General features: G+C 66.4%; 18 protein-coding genes. 10 read left to right on the top strand and 8 right to left on the bottom strand.

What is annotated here, in order from left to right; genetic code table 11:
• Position 1: 1 nt before the first annotated feature.
• From HLG70_RS23445 to rsmB, 3 genes are read right to left on the bottom strand one after another with little or no spacing between them, the layout of a single operon-like run.
• Positions 2-2,317, bottom strand: coding sequence for a sensor histidine kinase (locus HLG70_RS23445; RefSeq protein ID WP_171667506.1), 2,316 nt, complete (start codon positions 2,315-2,317; stop codon positions 2-4).
• Positions 2,314-2,904 carry a DUF4390 domain-containing protein gene (locus HLG70_RS23440; protein WP_171667505.1) on the bottom strand — a complete coding sequence of 197 codons (591 nt, stop codon included), beginning with the start codon at positions 2,902-2,904 and terminating at the stop codon, positions 2,314-2,316. The genes HLG70_RS23445 and HLG70_RS23440 overlap by 4 nt, the downstream gene beginning before the upstream one ends.
• Before the next feature lie 39 nt (positions 2,905-2,943).
• A complete protein-coding gene (gene rsmB / locus HLG70_RS23435; RefSeq protein WP_171667504.1) occupies positions 2,944-4,281 on the bottom strand; it encodes a 16S rRNA (cytosine(967)-C(5))-methyltransferase RsmB in 1,338 nt (445 codons plus the stop codon).
• Positions 4,282-4,375: 94 nt separating this feature from the next.
• Here rsmB and HLG70_RS23430 point away from each other — a divergent pair, with 94 nt between their 5' ends.
• Positions 4,376-5,008 carry a LysE family translocator gene (locus HLG70_RS23430; protein WP_171667503.1) on the top strand — a complete coding sequence of 211 codons (633 nt, stop codon included), beginning with the start codon at positions 4,376-4,378 and terminating at the stop codon, positions 5,006-5,008.
• A gap of 148 nt (positions 5,009-5,156) precedes the next feature.
• Positions 5,157-6,473 (top strand): 30S ribosomal protein S12 methylthiotransferase RimO, encoded by a 1,317-nt coding sequence (gene rimO / locus HLG70_RS23425; protein WP_171667502.1) that lies wholly within the window; start codon positions 5,157-5,159, stop codon positions 6,471-6,473.
• Between the two features lie 69 nt (positions 6,474-6,542).
• Here rimO and HLG70_RS23420 read toward each other — a convergent pair whose 3' ends face one another.
• Complete coding sequence (locus HLG70_RS23420) at positions 6,543-7,103, bottom strand: ferritin-like domain-containing protein (RefSeq protein WP_171667501.1); 561 nt, start codon at positions 7,101-7,103, stop codon at positions 6,543-6,545.
• A gap of 234 nt (positions 7,104-7,337) precedes the next feature.
• On the opposite strand from HLG70_RS23420, the gene HLG70_RS23415 reads away from it, so the two are divergent.
• Genes HLG70_RS23415 through HLG70_RS23400 form a run of 4 tightly spaced genes read left to right on the top strand, consistent with a single transcriptional unit; the run spans position 7,338 to position 9,825 of the window.
• Entirely contained in the window at positions 7,338-7,925 is a 588-nt protein-coding gene (locus HLG70_RS23415) for a TIGR00730 family Rossman fold protein (protein WP_171667500.1), read from the top strand.
• 37 nt (positions 7,926-7,962) lie between these two features.
• Positions 7,963-8,529 carry a hypothetical protein gene (locus HLG70_RS23410; protein WP_171667499.1) on the top strand — a complete coding sequence of 189 codons (567 nt, stop codon included), beginning with the start codon at positions 7,963-7,965 and terminating at the stop codon, positions 8,527-8,529.
• Between the two features lie 27 nt (positions 8,530-8,556).
• The gene (locus HLG70_RS23405; RefSeq protein WP_171667498.1) at positions 8,557-9,183 is read left to right on the top strand and encodes an HAD hydrolase-like protein; all 627 of its coding nucleotides are present in this window, start codon (positions 8,557-8,559) and stop codon (positions 9,181-9,183) included.
• 15 nt (positions 9,184-9,198) lie between these two features.
• Complete coding sequence (locus HLG70_RS23400; RefSeq protein WP_171667497.1) at positions 9,199-9,825, top strand: pyridoxamine 5'-phosphate oxidase family protein; 627 nt, start codon at positions 9,199-9,201, stop codon at positions 9,823-9,825.
• A 37-nt stretch (positions 9,826-9,862) separates the two neighbouring features.
• Here the strand turns inward: HLG70_RS23400 and fmt are convergent, their stop codons facing one another.
• Together fmt and def are read right to left on the bottom strand one after the other, a co-directional pair.
• Positions 9,863-10,804 carry a methionyl-tRNA formyltransferase gene (gene fmt / locus HLG70_RS23395; RefSeq protein ID WP_171667496.1) on the bottom strand — a complete coding sequence of 314 codons (942 nt, stop codon included), beginning with the start codon at positions 10,802-10,804 and terminating at the stop codon, positions 9,863-9,865.
• 156 nt (positions 10,805-10,960) lie between these two features.
• Positions 10,961-11,473, bottom strand: a complete 513-nt coding sequence (def, locus tag HLG70_RS23390) for a peptide deformylase (protein WP_171667495.1) — start codon at positions 11,471-11,473, stop codon at positions 10,961-10,963.
• Between the two features lie 219 nt (positions 11,474-11,692).
• On the opposite strand from def, the gene dprA reads away from it, so the two are divergent.
• The 3 genes from dprA to HLG70_RS23375 all read left to right on the top strand — a co-directional run bounded on the left by dprA (position 11,693) and on the right by HLG70_RS23375 (position 14,332).
• A complete protein-coding gene (dprA, locus tag HLG70_RS23385) occupies positions 11,693-12,805 on the top strand; it encodes a DNA-processing protein DprA (RefSeq protein ID WP_171667494.1) in 1,113 nt (370 codons plus the stop codon).
• Between the two features lie 148 nt (positions 12,806-12,953).
• Entirely contained in the window at positions 12,954-13,862 is a 909-nt protein-coding gene (locus HLG70_RS23380; protein WP_171667493.1) for a hydroxymethylglutaryl-CoA lyase, read from the top strand.
• Entirely contained in the window at positions 13,859-14,332 is a 474-nt protein-coding gene (locus HLG70_RS23375; protein ID WP_171667492.1) for a hypothetical protein, read from the top strand. Before HLG70_RS23380 ends, HLG70_RS23375 begins: the two co-directional genes overlap by 4 nt.
• Before the next feature lie 55 nt (positions 14,333-14,387).
• Here HLG70_RS23375 and HLG70_RS23370 read toward each other — a convergent pair whose 3' ends face one another.
• A complete protein-coding gene (locus tag HLG70_RS23370) occupies positions 14,388-15,404 on the bottom strand; it encodes an amino acid ABC transporter substrate-binding protein (protein WP_171667491.1) in 1,017 nt (338 codons plus the stop codon).
• Positions 15,405-15,576: 172 nt separating this feature from the next.
• Entirely contained in the window at positions 15,577-16,818 is a 1,242-nt protein-coding gene (locus HLG70_RS23365) for a PLP-dependent aminotransferase family protein (RefSeq protein WP_171667490.1), read from the bottom strand.
• 199 nt (positions 16,819-17,017) lie between these two features.
• On the opposite strand from HLG70_RS23365, the gene HLG70_RS23360 reads away from it, so the two are divergent.
• A complete protein-coding gene (locus HLG70_RS23360; RefSeq protein WP_171667489.1) occupies positions 17,018-17,737 on the top strand; it encodes a YggS family pyridoxal phosphate-dependent enzyme in 720 nt (239 codons plus the stop codon).
• Positions 17,738-17,845 lie beyond the last annotated feature (108 nt).

The raw sequence follows: 17,845 nt of genomic DNA, 5'->3' as shown, positions 1-17,845 counted from the left end.
CCTATTGCGTAGCCGCATTATCCTTTTCTTGCGCGGTCGCGTCCATAGTATCGGACCCGGGAGCCAGCCGGGTCAACAAGATGGAAATCCGCGCGCCTCCTTCCTTGCGGTTCGCAAGGTCTATACGCCCGCCATGCTCTTCCACGATCTTGCGTACGATTGCCAATCCTAACCCAGTCCCGTGGGACTTGGTGGTTACGTAGGGCTCGAACGCGCGCTGCATCACCTGGGGCGGAAAGCCTGGCCCGGTATCGGCGACCGTGAACCGCAGCGCCTGGTGCTCAGCGCGATCGGGCTGTTCGCTGCGCATCAGTTGGGTCGTCACGCTGACCCGCCCCTGCCCGCCCAGCTCCGCGATCGCATCGCGGGCATTGGACAGCAGGTTGTGGATCACCTGGCGCAACTGGGTCGGGTCGCCTTCGATATCGGGCAGGTCCGCCCCCAGGCTGACGTCCAGGTTCAGGGCTTTTTCGGTCGGGCGAGGCGAGCCGCCGTCGGGCTCCCAACCATACAGAGAGAGCACGTCCGCCACCAGGGCGTTGAAGTCGATGCGCTGCATGACGGCCGGCGGAGTGCGGGCGTACTCGCGGAAGTCGTCCACCATCTGCTTCAACGAGGCCACCTGGTTGACGATGGTGTTGGTGGAGCGCTCGACGATCTGGGCCTCGGCCGGCGGCAGCTTGCCTTCCAGCTTCATGGCCAGGCGCTCGGCGGAAAGCTGGATGGGGGTCAGCGGATTCTTGATCTCGTGGGCCAGGCGGCGCGCCACCTCGCCCCAGGCCACCGTCCGGTTGGCCGAGATCACTTCGGTAATGTCGTCGAATACCACCAGGTAGCCGTTGCCGCGTCCGTCCACCCGCAAATGAGTGCCTCGCGCCAGCAGGGTGAGCGGCTGGGGCGCGATGAGCCCGTCGCTCTGGGCCGGGCCGATCTCGAACTGCTGCTGCCAGTGCTGGCGCTCGGAGCCGACCGCCGCGTGGGTGGAAAAAGCCTGCCGCACGATATTGGCGAACTCCAGCATCCCGTCCGCCGTCTCCAGAGGGCGGCCGATGACCGAGCGCAGGTCTGCTCCCAGGATGGTCTGGGCGCCCTGGTTGACGGTGGTGACGCGGAACGACTCGTCAAACACCAGCACCCCGGAGGACAGGTTGGACAGCACGCTTTCCAGATAGACGTTGGAACGTTCGAGCTGCTGGCGGTTGCTTTCGACCATGCGCCGCGCTTCTTCGAGCTGGCGCGTCATGGCATTGAACGAGCGGGTCAGCTGGCCGACTTCGTCGCGTTCGGGGGGTTCGGGCAGGGGCCGGTAGTCGCCCACGCCCACCGCCTGCGTGCCGCCAGCCAGGCTGAGCAGCGGCCGCACCAGGCGCTTGGACAGGGACAGCGCCACCGCGATGGCGCCAAAGGCGGCCAGCAGCAGGGCCAGCGTCAGGGTGATGCCATAGAGCTTGCGCAGGCCCAGCCGCGACAGCGCCAGCTCCTGGTAGTCGCGAAAGCCCTGTTGCACCAGGTTGGCGTTATGCGCGATCTGGTCAGGCACCGGCTGCAGCAGCTGCAGCCAACGCGGCTCCGAGGCCGGCCCCAGCAGGTTGTCATAGCGGTCCGGCCCGTTCAGTGGAATCACCACGCGCAGGTGCAGGCCGGTTTCGGCGCCCGGCGTGACCGGATCGTCGGCTTCGGCGGCGGAATAGCCGCGCGCCAACCGCAACTGGTTCATGACGGTGGAGGGCGGCATGGCAGGCAGCAGCTGACCATATTGGCTGGTCGAAAACGCCACCATGCGGCCGCTGCCGGTGAACACCATGGCTTCCTGCACGCCATTGGCCTCGCGCAGGCGCGTCAAGGCCAGCATCACGCCACTGTCGGTGCTGCGGTTGAGCTCCATGGCCATGGAACGCGCGCGCACGTCCAGATCCGCCAGCAGCGAATCCAGTGCGGCGCGGCCCAGGTTCAGCCCGGCTTCCAGCGCCGTGTCCACGCGCACGTTGAACCAGGATTCGATCGAGCGCGACATGAACTGCACCGACACGGTGTAGATCAGGGCGCCAGGCACCACGCCGATCAGGGCGAAGGCCAGCGAAAAGCGCGCGGTCAGCCGTGCGCCGAACTGTCGCCGGCGGATCTGCCGGGCCAGCCGCACCGTCAGCGCCACCACCCAGATGAAGAGCGCCAGCGCGAAAATGCCGTTCAGGACCAGCAGCGTGTCGTAGTAGCGGGCAAAGCGCGAAGCGTTTCCGGTGGACCATGCCAGCAGGCCCAGCAGCGCCAGGCCGCTCACGGCGCCGACCATCAGGGCGAACCGAAGCAAACGCCTCATGAGGGATCTTTCTCCTTGTCGTCCAGCATGAACGAGAAGTCCATCCACGGGGTGCCCTGCGCCCAGGAGCTGCTGTTCAGGGCGTTGACCTGGAACGGCCTGGGCAATAGGGAGGTGTCCAGGCGCAAGCGCAATTGCCCGCCGTAGACCACTCCTACGTCGAAATCGCGGGCGTCGGCCACCCGCCAGTTGCGGATATGGCGGATGACGCTCATGGCGTCGTCCAGCGAGGCGACCGGGAAGGACAATTCACCGACGCCGGCGCGCCACTGGCGGGTCAGCGCGTTGTAGACCACGCGCCAGGTCCGGGACGTGTCCACCAGGGACTTGTCGAACCAGTACCAGCGCTCCTGCGTGATGGTCAGGTCGGCCGTGAAATACAGCGGAACGCCCCGCTGGGCGGCGTCCCGCAACTGCTGGTTCAGTTCGAAGTCGATGTCCGCGTCGATCTCGAGATTGCCCTCGCGCACCACCGGGTCCACTCGCATGACCCTGGGCTCGGCCGCATGCGCTTCGCCACCCGGCGCAATGGAAACCAAGGCAGATACCAGCAACAACCCAAGAAATAAGCGCGAAATAATGGACATACGGCACCAAAACTACGTCATGCCCCTATTCTTGGCGATTCAGGACTGCTTGGCAAACAAGGCGTAGAAAAACCCGTCGTGTTGCGCCGCGGGTGTTGCGTCGACCGCAACTGGCAGCAATTGGCCCGGGGCATCCAGCCGTGTCGCCTCGGGGTGGCGTTGCAGGAATTCCAAAGCCTGGCGCGCGCCTTCGATGGGAAATACCGAGCAGGTCACATAGAGCAGGCGGCCGCCGGGCGCCACCGTGGTCCACAGCGAATCGAGAATCCGGGCCTGCAGGGTGGCCGTGCGGCGCACGTCGTTCTCCCGGCGCAGCCAGCGGATGTCCGGGTGCCGGCGCACAATGCCCGATGCCGTGCAGGGCACGTCCGCCAGCACCGCGTCGAAAGGCTTGCCGTCCCACCAGGCGTCCAGGTCGGCGGCATCGGCGGCTTTCAGCTGGACACGCTTGCTTGCCAGGCCCAGGCGCTCCAGGTTCTGTTCCACGCGGACCAGCCGGTCGCCATCGGCGTCCAGCGCCAGCAGGTCGATATCGGCCAGCTCCAGCAGATGCGCCGTCTTGCCGCCAGGCGCCGAGCAGGCGTCCAGGACCCGCATGCCGTCCGCGGGCGCCAGCAGCTCGGCCGCCAACTGCGCACCCGCGTCCTGCACCGACCACCACCCTTCGGCGAAGCCGGGCAATTGCATCACGGGTTTGGGCGTGCCGAGCACCAGGCCGGCCTGGCCCACGGGTTCGGCCGCCAGGCCCGCGTCCTGGAACGCGGCCAGCACCTGCTCGCGGCTGGCGCGCCGGCGGTTGACACGCAGGGTGAGCGGGGCCGGCAGGTTGGCCGACGCCAGGATCTCGCGCCATTGCTGCGGATAGGCCACGGCCAGCTGCTTGACCCACCAGCCGGGGTGATTCCATTGCGCCTCGGGGCTGTCGGCCACCGCGGCCTCCAGCGCCGCGCGCTCGCGCAGGAAACGCCGCAGGCAGGCGTTGAGCATGCCCTTGAAGGACGCGAGGCTGCGCGTATTGGACGCCGCCGTCACCGCCTGGTCCACGACCGTATGCGGCGCGTACACCGGCATGCCGGGCAGGGCCGAGGCGGCATCGCCCTCTTCCTTCAGCAGGGTCAGCGACACCAGCAGCAGGGATTCGAAGAGGACGCTGGGGTAGCGCTGCACCAGTTCGCGGCCTATGGCGTCGGCCCAGCCCAGGTAGCGCATCGCATGGAACGACACGGCCTGGGTCGCGGGACGCAGGGCGGATTCGACATCGGTCAGCGCATCCGTCAGGGAACGGCCGTCCAGCACGCCCTCCACCACCCCCGCGCTGGAAAGAAGGACGGAGGAAAGCGGGGGGGCCAGATGGGGGGAGTCGGAACGCGTGGGCATGGTGCGAAATCAAAGGATAAGACCGCTATGGTAGCCGGACCTGGACGAACGGCGGCGGTCGCGGCAAACTGGCCCCCTGCCACGGAGTCCTGTCATGACCCTTGCCACGCTGCTGCTCTTCATCCTGGCCTCTGCCGTCACCATCGTCACGCCGGGCCCCACCGTGCTGCTCGCCATGAACAACGGCTCGCGCCATGGCGTGCGCGCGGCCTGCTGGGGAATGGGCGGCGCGGTGCTGGCCGACCTGATCCTCATCGGCGCGGTGGCCTCCGGCCTGGGCGTGGTGCTGGCGGCCTCCGAGATCGCCTTCCAGATCATCAAATGGGTTGGCGCGGCCTATCTGGCATGGCTGGGCTGGAAGATGCTGCGCTCGGACGCTGCACTGGTGATGCCGTCCTCGCAGCCCGGTGCCACCCGGCCGGCGGGCCTGGCCCTGGGGCTGCGCAGCTTCGTCGTCGCCCTCACCAATCCCAAGGCGCTGCTCTTCATGTCCGCCTTTCTGCCGCAGTTCATCAATCCCGCCGCGCCGCTCCCGGCGCAATACGCCATCCTGGCCGGCGTCATGGCGCTGATGAACATCGCGGTGATGCTGGCCTATGCCGCGCTGGGCGCGCAGATGGTGCGCGCTTTCCAGGGCGCCGGCCTGCGCTGGCTGAACCGCGTCTGCGGTGGCCTGCTGATCGGGCTGGCGGGTACGCTGGCGCTCTACCGCCGCGCGGCGTCCTGAGACGCGAATATCCCAAACAACCGGGGACACACCACCCCGGCGGCGTTTCGCCTCCTTACCGCTAAAATAACGGCCCCCCGCCATGCCGCGCTAAAATTGCGCAGGTTTTGATCACTGGCGCCGGCACGCGCGCCCACCGAGGTATTCCATGTCTTCCCCCAAAGTCGGCTTCGTCAGCCTGGGCTGTCCCAAAGCCCTGGTCGATTCCGAACGCATCCTGACCCAACTGCGCACCGAAGGGTACCAAGTCACGCCCGACTACAACGATGCGGACGTCGTCGTCGTCAATACCTGTGGATTCATCGACAGCGCCAAGGCGGAATCGCTGGAAGCCATCGGCGAGGCCATCGCGGAGAACGGCAAGGTCATCGTCACCGGCTGCATGGGCGTCGAGGAATCGGTGATCCGCAGCGTCCACCCCAGCGTGCTGTCGGTGACCGGCCCTCAGCAGTATGAAGAGGTGGTGCGCGCCGTGCACAGCGCCGCTCCGCCCAAGAAGGACCACAACCCCTACCTGGACCTGGTGCCCCCGCAGGGCATCAAGCTCACGCCGCGCCACTACGCCTATCTGAAGATTTCGGAAGGCTGCAATCACCGGTGCAGCTTCTGCATCATCCCCTCGATGCGCGGCGACCTGGTCAGCCGTCCGGTGGGCGATGTGCTGAGCGAAGCCGAGCGCCTGGTGAAGGCCGGGGTGAAGGAATTGCTGGTGATCTCGCAAGACACCAGCGCCTATGGCGTGGACATGAAGTACCGCAGCGGCTTCTGGAACGGCCGCCCGGTCAAGACCCGCATGACCGAGCTCTGTATGGCCTTGTCCGAAATGGGCGTCTGGACGCGCCTGCACTATGTGTATCCGTATCCGCATGTGGACGAAGTGATTCCGCTGATGGCCGAAGGCAAGATCCTGCCGTACCTGGACATCCCGTTCCAGCATGCCAGCCCGCGCATCCTGAAGGCCATGAAGCGTCCGGCCTTTGAAGACAAGACGCTTGCGCGCATCAAGCGCTGGCGCGAGATCTGTCCGGACCTGACGATCCGCTCGACCTTCATCGTTGGTTTCCCCGGCGAAACCGAGGAAGACTTCCAGTATCTGCTGGACTGGATGCAGGAAGCGCAGCTCGACCGCGTCGGCTGTTTCCAGTATTCGCCGGTGGAAGGCGCGCCCGCGAATCTGCTGGACAACCCGGTGCCCGACGACGTCAAGCAAGACCGCTGGGAACGCTTCATGGCGCTGCAGCAGTCCATCTCGACCGCGCGCCTGGCCATGAAGGTAGGCCGCGAAATCGACGTGCTGATCGATGAAGTGGACGAGGACGGCGCCGTGGGCCGCAGCAGCGGCGACGCCCCCGAGATCGACGGCTGTGTCTACGTCAGCTCGGAAAAGCCGCTCAAGGCAGGCGACATGGTGCGCGCGCGCGTCACCGACTCCGACGAATACGACCTCTGGGCCGACGCGCTGTAAGGCCCTTGCAGGCCGCGCCGCAAGCGGGACTCCGGCCTGCGGCGCATCAGCGCCGCTTCCTGGCGGCCATCAGCTCTTGACCAGCAGGTCCGACATGTCGTCGGCGTGTTCCTCTTCCACCGCCAGTATTTCTTCCAGCATGCGGCGCGTGGTGGAATCCTGCTCGCCCAGGTACTCGATCATCTGCCGGTAGCTGTCGATGGCGATGCGCTCGGCGATCAGGTTTTCCTTGATCATGTCTTCCAGCGAACTGCCTTCGACATACTCGGAGTGACTGCGGTCCAGCAGCCCCTTGGGCGACAGGTTGGGCTCGCCACCCAGCTGCACGATGCGCTCGGCCAGCATGTCGGCATGGGCCTGCTCCTGCATGGCGTGTTCGGCGAATTCCGCGGCCACGGGTTCCGCGTTCAGGCCGCGCGCCATGAAGTGGTGGCGCTTGTAGCGCAGCACACAGACGATCTCGGTGGCCAGCGCTTCGTTCAGCAGTTTCAGCACGGTCTGCCGGTCGGCGCGATAGCTGTCGGTGACGGCGCCGGACTCGATGTCCTGGCGCGCCTTTGCGCGGATCGCCTTCACATCCATGTCGAACGGACGGGTGGTCTGCTGCGGGGTACGGGTTGCTTGTTCCATATCGTTGGCTCCTCTGGGTTAATAAAGGCAGTACGACGCTGGACTTCCAGTCGTTATCGCAAGATTCAGTCTACCGGCCATGGCGGAACATGCTGTGTCCAAACATTGCCCCCGACCCCGAATCGATCCCGCGCCAGCCTCCGGAAGGTCCTGCACAACCTTGCGTAAACTATCGGCTTCCCGAAAGGCCTCGTGACGCATTCTGTAACGGGACCGGCAACCTCCGACCTTTTTATGACTCTGAAGAATATCTGCGTGTATTGCGGTTCCAACCCCGGCACCCGGCCGGAGTACATCGAGCAGGCCCGCGTGCTGGCCCGGGAACTCGTCAAGCGCGACCTGGGCCTGGTGTATGGCGGCTCGGTGGTCGGCATCATGGGAGTGGTGGCCAATGAAGTGCTGGCCGGCGGAGGCCGCGTGATCGGCGTGATCCCGGAACTGCTGCTGAAGAAGGAGCAGGCGCACCTTGGCCTGACCGAATTGCACATGGTGCAGAATATGCACGAACGCAAAGCCATGATGATGGAAAAGGCCGACGGATTCATCGCCTTGCCGGGCGGCGCCGGCACGCTGGAAGAGTTCTTCGAGGTCTGGACCTGGGCGCAGCTGAACATGCACCAGAAGCCCTGCGGACTGCTGAACATCGCGGGGTATTACGATGCGCTGATGCAGTTCGTGGATCATGCCGTCGACGAAGCATTCATCCGCCCCCAGCATCGCGACATGCTGGTGGTGGAACAAGACCCCGCCTTGCTGCTGGATCGCTATGCCATCTACGAGCCGCCCAATGTCTCGAAGTGGTTCGACCCGGTCAAGTCCTGAGGCCCCCTTTTCTGAGACCCTAACGGAAGCCCCCGCAATGCCCACCGATTCGTTGTCCCCTTCCTGCACCGAGTCCGTATTGCGCGACTATTTTCACGCCAAGGACGAGAACCGCCCGCATTACATGGCGCGCGCGTTCGCGCCGGACGCGGTGCTGAAGATGGCCCTGCGCACGCAGGCCATCGCCTTTCCCCCTGAATCGCACGGCCTGGCCGCCATCGCCGACACGCTCGTGCGCAAGTTTGGCCAGACCTACGACAACGTCTACACGTTCTATCTGTCGCGTCCCGAGGCGGACGCGCGCCTGCCCGAATACCAGTGCGACTGGCTCGTCGGCATGACCGAAAAAGCCACCGGCAACGTGCGGGTGGGTTGCGGCAGATATGAATGGACGTTTCAACCCGAGCCCTATCGGGCCACGCGCCTGACCATCACCATAGAAACCATGGTGACCCTGCCCGCCGACGACATGGCCGCGGTGTTCGGCTGGCTGCTGGCACTGGACTACCCCTGGTCCAGCGCGGCGCGCGTCGTCGCCAGCGCCCCGCCGCTTGAAGGCTTGGCCCCGGTCGTGCAATATCTGCTTCACCCGCAAGGCATGTAGCCTGCGGGCCGGCATTGGATTCCAGACTTGAAATACGACATTGCAGCTTTCGACTTCGACGGGACCTTGGCGGACACCATGCCCTGGTTCAACTCCATACTGAACACGGTGGCCGACAAGTACGGCTTTCGCAAGGTTGACGCATCGGAACGCGACCAACTGCGTAGCCGCGAAGCATCCGAGATCCTGAAATTCCTGAACATCCCGCTGTGGAAGCTGCCGGCGATCATGTCGCACGTGCGCTCCCTGATGCAGGAGATCGATCCCAGCGTCCAATTGTTCGATGGCATCCCCGACGCGCTGGCTCGCCTGAAGGCGAGCGGCCTGCGGCTGGCGGTGGTCAGTTCCAACTCCGTCGAGAACGTGCAGCGCGTGCTGGGCGAGCAGACCTCCGCGCTGTTCGACGACTATGAATGCGGCACCGACCTGTTCGGCAAGGCCGCCAAGATCGATCGCCTGCTCAAGCAGCACGGCACCGCGCCCGAGCGTTTCCTGCTGGTGGGCGACGAGATGCGCGACATCGATGCCGCCCGCAAGGCGGGCGTGCGCGTCGGTTCGGTGGCCTGGGGCTACAACCACCTCGACGCCCTGCGCGACCGCGGCCCCGATGAACTATTCCTGGCGGTCGCCGACCTGCCCGACACCTTGACCTGAACCCGGACCCCAGCCATGCACACAGATCCCGCCCACTTCGTCGCCGACGCCAACGCCCTGCAAGCGCTTTACGGCTCGTCCGGTGAAGCTTCCATCAAGAAGGAAGTGGATCACGTGCATCCGCACTACCGCGCGTTCATCGAGGCCGCGCCGTTTGCCGTGCTGGCGACGTCAGGGCCGGGCGGGCTGGACGCCTCGCCTCGCGGCGACCCCGCGGGCTTCGTGGTGGTGGAAGACGAAAAGACGCTGCTGATGCCGGACCGTCGCGGCAACAACCGCCTCGACAGCCTGCTCAATATCCTGGCCGATCCACGCGTGGCGCTGCTCTTTCTGGTGCCGGGCGTGGGCGAGACCTTGCGCGTCAACGGCGCGGCGCGCATCAGCGTGGATCCGGCGCTGCTCGCGCGCTTTGAAATGGATGGCAAGCTGCCCCGCTCGGTGCTGGTCATCGACGTGCAGACGGTGTATTTCCAGTGCTCGCGCGCCCTGCTGCGCTCCAGGCTCTGGGACCCGGAAACGCAGGTGCCGCGCAGCGCGCTGCCCAGCGTGGGCCGCATCCTTTCCGATCTGACGGCGGGCACCTTCGACGGCGTCGCCTACGACCGTGATCTGCCTGCCCGCGTGGCGGGCTCGCTGTACTGATTCCGAAGGACGCCGAACGCCGCGGATCCTGAACCGTTCAGGCCGGCTGCCAGCCCCGCACGAACACGTCGACCGGCTGGCGCTTGCCGCCCGCCTTCTGCAACTCCAGCAGACGCAGCACGCCGCGGCCGGTGGCGATATCGATACCCGCTCCATCCGCGCGCAGCACGCTGCCCGGCGCGGCCGCCGTGGACTCGTCCAGCGCCTGCGCGCGCCAGACCTTCACCGCGTCGGGCAGGCCGGGCAGGCGGATGCTGGCACCGGGCACGGGATTGAAGGCCCGCACGCGGCGCGCCAGCAATTCGGCCGGCTGCGTGCAATCCAGCGCGGCCTCGGCCTTGTCCAGCTTGGCCGCGTAGGTCACGCCGTCTTCCGGCTGCCGGCGCGGCGTCAGTTCGCCCCGCGCCAGGGCATCCAGCGCCTCGACGATGGCTTCGCCACCCGCCAGCGCCAGCGCATCGTGCAACTCGGCGGCATTGGTCTCGCCGGTGATCGGCACCACCCGCTCCAGCAGCATGTCGCCCGTATCCAGGCCTTGATCCATCTGCATGATGGTCACGCCCGTCCGGTCGTCGCCGGCTTCGATCGCGCGCTGGATGGGCGCCGCGCCGCGCCAGCGCGGCAGCAGGCTGGCGTGGATGTTCAGGCAGCCCAGGCGCGGCAGGTCCAGCACCCATTGCGGCAGGATCAGGCCGTAGGCGGCCACCACCATGACGTCGGGCGCCACGCTTTCCAGCAGCGCGCGAGCCTCCGCGGCCTCTTCGGGATAGCGGCCGTCCAGGCGCAGGCTGCGCGGCTGGGCGACTTCAATGCCCGCGTCCAGCGCCGCCTGCTTGACGGGGCTGGGCGTCAGCTTCAGCCCCCGCCCGGCCGGGCGGTCGGGCTGCGTCATGACCAGGGGAATGTCGTGACCGGCGGCCCGCAGGGCGTCGAACGCGATACGGGCGAATTCCGGCGTGCCGGCAAAGACGATGCGCATGGGATAAAGACCAAAGAATGGAACGGATGCTGGAAGGATGGCGCTGTTGCGCAGGCAGCGGGTCTAGCCGATCCGGGGCGCCGCGGATCCGGCTCCGCCGGTCCGCCAGCGCCGCCCCCTAGAGAGGCCCGCGCCAGCGGCCAGGGGTGGGCCCCTCTAGGCGCGCAGCGCTTCGCGCTCGGCCTTTTTCAGCCTGGTCTTGATGCGGTTCTGCTTCAGGCTGGACAAGTATTCCACGAACACCTTGCCTTCCAGGTGATCCAGCTCGTGCTGCACGCACACGGCCAGAAGGCCGTCGGCTTCGAACTCGAACGGCTTGCCGTCGATGTCGAGCGCCTTGCAGCGGATGCGCGACGCACGTTCCACTTCGTCGTACACGCCCGGCACGGACAGGCAACCTTCTTCGTAGATCTTGTAGTCGTCGCTGCGCCACGTGATCTCGGGGTTGATCAAGACCAGCAGCTGATTGCTTTCCTCGGACACGTCGATCACGACCACGCGCTCATGCACGTCGACCTGCGTCGCGGCAAGGCCTACGCCAGGCGCGTCGTACATGGTTTCGGCCATGTCGCGCACCAGTTGACGAATGCGGTCATCGACCTCGGCGACCGGCTTGGCCTTTTTGTGCAAGCGCGGATCCGGGTAGCGAAGGATGGGAAGTAAAGCCATTGAAATGGGAATCGCCAGTAGTGATGCTTAGCTAAGAGTTTAATTCATTAGAGTCTTGATTTCTAATAGTTTTCGGCTAACTCAAGGATTGCGGGCATTGCTACGTCCCCATTTTTTCCGCGCTTGCGCGGCTGCGCGTATCCGTCCACCCGGCGCCGGCGCTTGCGCGTCCCACATGCGACACTCTCGAACCCCCGACGCCTCTTACGCGCCTGCTCCATGCCGCTTACGCAATCCCCCGCCGAACTGTCCGCCTGGTTACGGCTGTCCCTGGAGCCGAACATCGGCTCCGCCACCGCCTGTACGCTCCTCGCCGCGCTGGGCCTGCCTGACCAGATCTACGCGCAACGCGCCACGGCGCTGTCGCGTCACGTGCCCGAAGCCCTGGCGCGGCAATTGGGCGCGCCCATGCCGCCCGACATGGCCGCCCAGGTGGAAAGCGCGCTGGAATGGGTGGACGCCCCCGGCCGCCACATCCTGACGCTGGCCGACCCCACCTACCCCCAAAGCCTGCTGACAATCGCAGACCCGCCGATCCTGCTCTACGTCGCGGGCGACCCCGCCTTTCTGCAGGGCCCGTCGCTGGCGGTGGTGGGCGCGCGCAACGCCACCCCCGGCGGCCAGGAGAACGCGCGCGCCTTTGCCCGTCACCTGGCCGCGCACGGCTGGCGCGTCATCAGCGGACTGGCGCTGGGCATAGACGCGGCGGCGCACGAAGGCGCGCTGGACGCCGGCCCCGAAGGCGCCGGCACCGTGGCGGTCATGGGCACGGGCATCGACCGCATCTACCCCGCCCGCCACCGCGATCTGGCGCACCGCATCGCCGCGCATGGAGCGCTGGTGTCCGAGCTGCCGCTGGGCACCGGGGCCATGCCGCAGCACTTCCCCAAGCGCAACCGCATCGTGGCGGGACTCGCGCGCGGCGTCCTGGTGGTGGAGGCCGCCAAACAGAGCGGCTCACTGATCACCGCCAGGCTGGCCGGCGAAAGCGGGCGCGAGGTCTTCGCCATCCCCGGCTCCATCCATTCGCCCCTGTCACGCGGCTGCCATGCGCTGATCCGCCAGGGCGCCAAGCTGGTGGAAACCGCCAGGGACATCACCGACGAGCTGGGCGGCGGCCCGACACCCGCCGTGCCCGCGCGCGCCGAGGCATCCATCCCGCTGCCCGCCCATCCCGTGCTCGATGCCCTGGGCTTTGACCCGCTGCACCTGGATGCCATCCAGGCCCGCTGCGGCATGGATACGGGCAGCCTGCAGGCACAGCTGGTCGAGCTGGAATTGCAGGGCCGCATCGCCCGCCTGGATGATGGCCGCTACCAGCGATTGAATTAGGCCCGACGTGGCCCTTTTTTGGTGCGAACGGGCTCGCGCGCCGCGCACACGGATCCAGCCAAGCGGCGCGACATGCGATGGCGCTAATATTGGCAATAGCGCGGCAGTCTTGTTGCGCCGGTCACCCAATACCGATACAGGAAGAGACATGGCTTTGCCCTCCCGCGTGAAGATCGTCGAGGTGTCGCCTCGCGATGGTCTGCAGAACGAAAAGGAATTCGTCCCCACCGACATCAAGGTGGAACTGATCAATCGCCTGGCCGCCGCGGGCTTCCCCAATGTGGAAGCCGCGTCGTTCGTGTCCCCGAAATGGGTGCCTCAGATGGCTGATGGCGCCGACGTGATGGCGCGCATCGAACGCCGCCCGGGCACGATCTATTCCGTGCTGACGCCCAACATGAAGGGCTTCGAGGGCGCGCTGGCCGCCGGCGTGGACGAGATCGTGATCTTCGGCGCCGCCAGCGAAGCCTTCTCGCAAAAGAACATCAACTGTTCCATCGCCGAGTCCATCGCGCGCTTCGAACCCGTGGTGCAGGCCGCCCGCGAAGCCGGGATCCGCGTGCGCGGCAGCATCAGCTGCGCGCTGGGCTGCCCTTACCAGGGCGAGGTTCCCGTCGAATCCGTGGTCGACGTCGCGCAGCGCTACCTGGCGATGCAGGTCGACGAGATCGACGTGGCCGACACCATCGGCGTGGGCACGCCCAAGCGCGTGCGGGAAGTGATGGCCGCCGTGACCCGCGTGGTGGATCCGGCGCGCGTCTCGGGCCATTTCCACGACACCTATGGTCAGGCGCTGGCCAACATCCTGGCGGCGCTTGAAACGGACATCTCCATCTTCCACACTTCGGTGGCCGGCCTGGGCGGCTGCCCCTACGCCAAGGGCGCCACCGGCAACGTCGCAACCGAAGATGTGTTGTACATGCTGCGCGGCCTGGACATCGACACGGGCGTGGACTTCGATGCCGTGGTCGATATCGGCCAGTGGATGTCGGCGCATCTGAACCGCAAGGGTTCGAGCCGGGCCGGCAACGCGATCGCCGCCAAACGGGCCGCATGACCAACACTAACGGCACCCCCACGCCCGAGGACCACGCGGCGCTGCTGCGCGCCATCGGCCCCCTGCCCTTGTCGGGCCAGGCGTGGCCAGACTGGGTGCGCATCCTGACCTGGGTGATCCTGGCCATCCTGGGCGTGCAGGTCGTGACCACCGCGATCCGCGCGCCCTCGCAGCCCTTCGACACCGTGCTGGCCGTGGTGGTGGTGCTGTGCTTCGTGGCGCTGCTGTTCGTGTCCTGGCACATGCAGACATCCATTACCACCATCGACGAGCGCGGCCTGCGCCAGACCTGGTTCGCGCGGCGCGAGGTCGCATGGGAAGACGTGCGCTACGCGCGCTTCGTGCCCATGCTGTTTTCCAAGCGGCTGGTGGTCTTTACCCATCGCGGAAAGCCGGTGATCTTCCAGGGCGGCACGCGCGAACTGCGCGCTGCCTTCGTGCAGATCGCGCAGCTTTACCGGCGCGGATGAGCCATGAAAAACGCCCCGTGCAGGGGCGTTTTTCATGGGCGTCCGAACTTCCGGATCAGCGTATCGGCAAGGCGTACAGCAAGCCGCCCTGCGTCCATTGCGCATTCAGGCCGCGCTTGATCTTCAGCGGACTGCCCTCGCCCACGTTGCGCTCGAAGCTTTCGCCGTAGTTGCCCACCTGCTTGACGATGTTGTAGGCCCACTTTTCATCCAGCCCCAGGTTGGCGCCGCTGCCGGGCGTCACACCCAGGATGCGCTTGATGTTGGGGTTGGCGCTCTTGGTCTGTTCGTCCACGTTCTTGGACGACACGCCGTATTCTTCCGCTTCGATCATCGCCGACAGCGACCAGCGCACGACGTTCAGCCAGGCATCGTCGCCCTGGCGCACGAACGGGCCCAGCGGCTCCTTGGAGATGATCTCGGGCAGCACGACGTAGTCATCGGGGTTCTGCAGCTTGGAGATGCGGATCGAAGCCAGGCCCGACGCATCCGTCGAGAAGACGTCGCAGCGGCCGGATGCAAATGCATTGACCACTTCGTTGAAGGTCTCGATCACGACGGGCTTGTAGGTCACGTTGTTGGCGCGCGCCCAGTCGGCCAGCGTGTTCTCGTTGGAGGTGCCGGTCTGCAGGCAGATCGTGGCGCCGTTGATCTCCTTGGCGCTTTTGACGCCCAGCGACTTCGGCACCAGGAAGCCCTGGCCGTCATAGAAGTTGATGCCGGCGTGGATGATGCCCAGCGCGGTGTCGCGCTGCTGGGTCACGGTGGTGTTGCGCGTCAGCACGTCCACTTCGCCGGATTGCAGCGCGGTGAAGCGCTGCTGCGAATTGAGCGGCACCACCTTGATCTTGTTGGCGTCGCCAAAGACCGCGGCGGCGATGGCGCGGCACAGGTCCACGTCCAGGCCCTGCCACTTGCCTTGCGCATCGGGCGCCGAAAAGCCCGCGAAGCCCGTGGTCGTGCCGCAAGCCACGGCGCCGCGCTGGCGCACGACGTCCAACGTTGCCGCCTGCGCGCCCTGCGCCGCCGCCATCAAGAGCGCCGCGCCCGCCAACCCTTTTGCAATGTTCATGACCTGGTTTCCTGTTCTGCTACCGGGCGCGGGGACGCGCCGAGGCAAGAAGCTTATAGACATGAAGCGCCCGCGCCAAATAACAAGCGCTTATTTAGGTATGACCGCCGGCACGCGCCGGCGATCATGGGGCAAGGATAGCAATACGCAACGCGCGCGCGGATGCGCGCCGTCAAGCCGCCAGCGAGATCGAGACCGGTTCGTTGGCCTGGCACGCGTCCAGCGCGCGTCCCAGCCGGACCATGCCTTGCGCGATCTGGCTTTCGTTCATGGTGGCGAACGACATGCGCATGGCAAACAGGTCGGCCTGCGCCGCGTCGGCGTAGAAGGCCTTGCCCGGCACATAGACCACTTCGTGCTCGATGGCGTAGGGCAGAAGGCGCGTGGCATCCACGTCACCCGTCAGCCGCGCCCAGAAGAACATGCCGCCCTCGGGCTTCTTGAAGGTGATGCGGCCATCGAGCTCGCGAGCCAGCGCCTCGGCCATGGCGTCGCAGCGCAGGCCGTAGGCGGCGCGGATGCGCGGCACGTGTTCGTCGTAGCGCCCGTTGGCCAGGTACTGCGCCACCACTTCCTGGATCCAGGCCGACGAAGCCATGTCGTCGGCCGCCTTGGCGCTGACGCAGCGGCGGCGGATTTCGGGCGGGGCGATCAGCCAGCCGATGCGCAGCGCGGGCGCCATGGTCTTGGACATGCTGGCCAGGTACACCGCCCAGTGGCGGGCCTCGCCCTCGGCCAGGGCCGCGATGGGCGGCACCGCCTCGCCGGCAAAGCGCAGTTCGCTGTAGGGATCGTCTTCCACGATCAGGAACCGGTGCTTGACCGCCAGCTCCAGCAGCCGCAGGCGGCGCTGGCGCGTAATGGTGGCGCCGCAGGGATTCGAGAACGAGGCGACCACGCAGACGATCTTGGGTTTGACGCGGGCGGCCAGTTCATCCAGCGCGTCGACATCGATGCCCTCGGGGCCCGAGGGCACGGTATGCACCGTGGCGCCCGTGTAGCGCAACGCCTGCACGGAATTCGGGAAGGCGGGCGATTCGATGATGGCGTGGTCGCCGGGCTGCAGCATGACGCGGGTCAGGAGCGCCAGGGCCTGCTGCGATCCGCCCGTCACGACGAGCTCGGTATCGGCGTTGCAGTGCAGGCCGCGCGCCGCGGACAGCCGCGCCAGCTCATGGCGCAGGCTGGCCTGGCCGTCGATATTGGAATACTGCAGGCAGGCGCCAAGGCGGGCCATGACCTGCGTCGATGCGATCGACAGTCCGTCCACGTCGAACAGTTCCTGCGCCGGATACCCGCCGGCCAGCGAAATGGTGCCCGGGCGCATGGCATAGGGCATGAGTGATCGGATCGGCGAGGCGGGGGGATTCAGGAACGGCGTGGCAAAGGCGTATTCGGGCGCGGCGACGGACATGGCGGAGGGATAGGGAAGGGAGAAAACCGTGTCGCCACCAGGGCGGCGCCGGACGGCACAGAACTTTGAGATATAAACAAATCTCGGCAAATTCTAAGCCTGCCGATTACGCAGGGTCAACGCCGGAAATGGCCCATGTGGTGAAACAATCCTGGCGCGTCCTACACTATGGGACATCCTGTTCCTGCAAGAGAGCTGCATGACCGCTGTAGACACCATGGCCGGGCGCCTTGCCCAGATCCAGCAACGCATCACCCAGGCCTGCGAACGCGCGGGCCGGCACCCCGACAGCGTGACGCTGCTGCCCGTCAGCAAGACTTTCGGCGTGGATTCCATCCGCGAGGCCATGGCCCTGGGACTGACCCGCTTTGGCGAGAACAAGACGCAGGAAATCCGCCAGAAGGCCGCCGCGCTGGCCGGCCAGGGGCTGCAATGGGTGCTGATCGGCCATTTGCAGACCAACAAGGCCAAGGATGCCGCCCGCGATGCCACCGAGGTGCAATCGCTGGATCGCCCGGACCTGGCCGAAGCCCTGCATCGCCGGCTGCAGAACGAAGGCCGGACGCTGGATGTGCTGGTGCAGGTCAAGACCTCGTCCGAGCCCAGCAAATACGGCATGGCGCCGGCGGACGTGCCCGCCTTCCTGCGCCGGATCGCCGGTGAATTCCGGACGCTGCGCGTGCAGGGCCTGATGACGCTGGCCGTGAACTCCCCCGATCCCGCCGAAGTGCGGGGCTGCTTTCGCGCGCTGCGCGAACTGCGCGACCGGCTGGTCCGGGAGAACATCGCCGGTATTTCGCTGGACCGCCTATCCATGGGCATGAGCGGAGATTTCGAGCTGGCCATCGAGGAAGGTTCGACGGAAGTGCGCATCGGCACGGCCATATTCGGCGCGCGCACCTACCCCGACCCGCAATAAGGCGTAGGGCAGACGGATAGGAGGGGCCCGTTTTTCGGGCCCTTTTTTGCGTGCGCGCAAGGCATAATAGCGACGCAAAAAAAATGCGACGCCAGTTGACGGCAATCA

This window comes from Achromobacter deleyi (assembly GCF_013116765.2).
Lineage (GTDB): Bacteria > Pseudomonadota > Gammaproteobacteria > Burkholderiales > Burkholderiaceae_B > Achromobacter > Achromobacter deleyi_A.
Note: the sequence above shows the minus strand (reverse complement) of the source record. Positions and strands in the feature narration are given on the sequence as shown.

Excerpts from the sequence above, each read along its gene's own strand:
- HLG70_RS23445 (WP_171667506.1), bottom strand. The coding sequence starts at position 2,317 with ATGAGGCGTTTGCTTCGGTTCGCCCTGATGGTCGGCGCCGTGAGCGGC.
- HLG70_RS23440 (WP_171667505.1), bottom strand. The coding sequence starts at position 2,904 with ATGTCCATTATTTCGCGCTTATTTCTTGGGTTGTTGCTGGTATCTGCC.
- rsmB (WP_171667504.1), bottom strand. The coding sequence starts at position 4,281 with ATGCCCACGCGTTCCGACTCCCCCCATCTGGCCCCCCCGCTTTCCTCC.
- HLG70_RS23430 (WP_171667503.1), top strand. The coding sequence starts at position 4,376 with ATGACCCTTGCCACGCTGCTGCTCTTCATCCTGGCCTCTGCCGTCACC.
- rimO (WP_171667502.1), top strand. The coding sequence starts at position 5,157 with ATGTCTTCCCCCAAAGTCGGCTTCGTCAGCCTGGGCTGTCCCAAAGCC.
- HLG70_RS23420 (WP_171667501.1), bottom strand. The coding sequence starts at position 7,103 with ATGGAACAAGCAACCCGTACCCCGCAGCAGACCACCCGTCCGTTCGAC.
- HLG70_RS23415 (WP_171667500.1), top strand. The coding sequence starts at position 7,338 with ATGACTCTGAAGAATATCTGCGTGTATTGCGGTTCCAACCCCGGCACC.
- HLG70_RS23410 (WP_171667499.1), top strand. The coding sequence starts at position 7,963 with ATGCCCACCGATTCGTTGTCCCCTTCCTGCACCGAGTCCGTATTGCGC.
- HLG70_RS23400 (WP_171667497.1), top strand. The coding sequence starts at position 9,199 with ATGCACACAGATCCCGCCCACTTCGTCGCCGACGCCAACGCCCTGCAA.
- fmt (WP_171667496.1), bottom strand. The coding sequence starts at position 10,804 with ATGCGCATCGTCTTTGCCGGCACGCCGGAATTCGCCCGTATCGCGTTC.
- def (WP_171667495.1), bottom strand. The coding sequence starts at position 11,473 with ATGGCTTTACTTCCCATCCTTCGCTACCCGGATCCGCGCTTGCACAAA.
- dprA (WP_171667494.1), top strand. The coding sequence starts at position 11,693 with ATGCCGCTTACGCAATCCCCCGCCGAACTGTCCGCCTGGTTACGGCTG.
- HLG70_RS23380 (WP_171667493.1), top strand. The coding sequence starts at position 12,954 with ATGGCTTTGCCCTCCCGCGTGAAGATCGTCGAGGTGTCGCCTCGCGAT.
- HLG70_RS23375 (WP_171667492.1), top strand. The coding sequence starts at position 13,859 with ATGACCAACACTAACGGCACCCCCACGCCCGAGGACCACGCGGCGCTG.
- HLG70_RS23370 (WP_171667491.1), bottom strand. The coding sequence starts at position 15,404 with ATGAACATTGCAAAAGGGTTGGCGGGCGCGGCGCTCTTGATGGCGGCG.
- HLG70_RS23365 (WP_171667490.1), bottom strand. The coding sequence starts at position 16,818 with ATGTCCGTCGCCGCGCCCGAATACGCCTTTGCCACGCCGTTCCTGAAT.
- HLG70_RS23360 (WP_171667489.1), top strand. The coding sequence starts at position 17,018 with ATGACCGCTGTAGACACCATGGCCGGGCGCCTTGCCCAGATCCAGCAA.